Genomic DNA, 847 nt, shown 5'->3' with positions numbered 1-847 from the left:
ACATTTGCACATAGACTCCAGCCCCTTCCAAATAAGAAGTCCTCCTTTTTTAGACAGCCATCACCTGACCGCCTATTACACCTGCAATAGCACTCGCTACAGCAATGATTACCTTCAAAATCTTATCCCAAACTGATACTCGTATACTCATGGCATTTCATTTTTAATTGTTTATCGCTAATTCGATGTAAACACATCCCCCTATCCTAACGGATTTTCATTCTGATCCTCACCGGAACCTCCACCGGGATTACCGCCATCACCGGAGTCATCCTTTGAATCGTCCGGTACGGTTCCCCTATATTTCTCAAATTCAACACCCTGCAACAATACACGGGTAGTACCCATAGCAGCCGGACGGGTATATTCCGGAGTAAACTGGCAACGCAAAGCAGTCACCTGATTAGGGTTCACATCCTCCTCCTTCTCCACACCCTTACCACGTGTGCGGGCTTTCATCGTAAAAGTCCCAAGACCATTCAACCGTACCGTACGGCTATTCAGCAGATGCATCCTCATTGTAGACATCAGGTTACGGATCACATTCTGAACGTCACCCGGAGTCAGCGAGGACTTCTCAGCTATATTCTCAGCCAGCAATTGCGTATCCACCGTTTTTCCCACTTTCTTCAAACTCAAGTGCCAGGTCTTCACACCCGCTTTGGTCGCAATCTGCGACTGTCTTCCATAATAAAATAAAGGCATAATCTTTCTCCTTCACATTTTTAATTAAACTACTTTTTCAATTCTCGTTTCGTTGATCAACGATGCAAAGGTGAGAAGATAGAAGGGCATAAACAAAGAAAACAGCCCAAAGAAGGCTGTTTTCTGAAAATGATTTATAATA

At 44.2% G+C, this 847-nt stretch carries 2 protein-coding genes; both read right to left on the bottom strand.

Annotated elements, in window-relative coordinates:
* Nucleotides 1-49: 49 nt before the first annotated feature.
* Nucleotides 50-151: a smalltalk protein gene (locus C1A09_RS16425; RefSeq protein ID WP_229074436.1), complete on the bottom strand. Its 102-nt coding sequence runs from the start codon at nucleotides 149-151 to the stop codon at nucleotides 50-52.
* 50 nt (nucleotides 152-201) lie between these two features.
* Nucleotides 202-705 (bottom strand): HU family DNA-binding protein, encoded by a 504-nt coding sequence (locus tag C1A09_RS16190; protein WP_101546194.1) that lies wholly within the window; start codon nucleotides 703-705, stop codon nucleotides 202-204.
* Nucleotides 706-847 lie beyond the last annotated feature (142 nt).

Origin of the sequence: Bacteroides cutis (assembly GCF_900241005.1) — a bacterium.
Classification (GTDB): domain Bacteria; phylum Bacteroidota; class Bacteroidia; order Bacteroidales; family Bacteroidaceae; genus Bacteroides; species Bacteroides cutis.
This window is presented reverse-complemented; position numbering and strand designations above follow the sequence as displayed.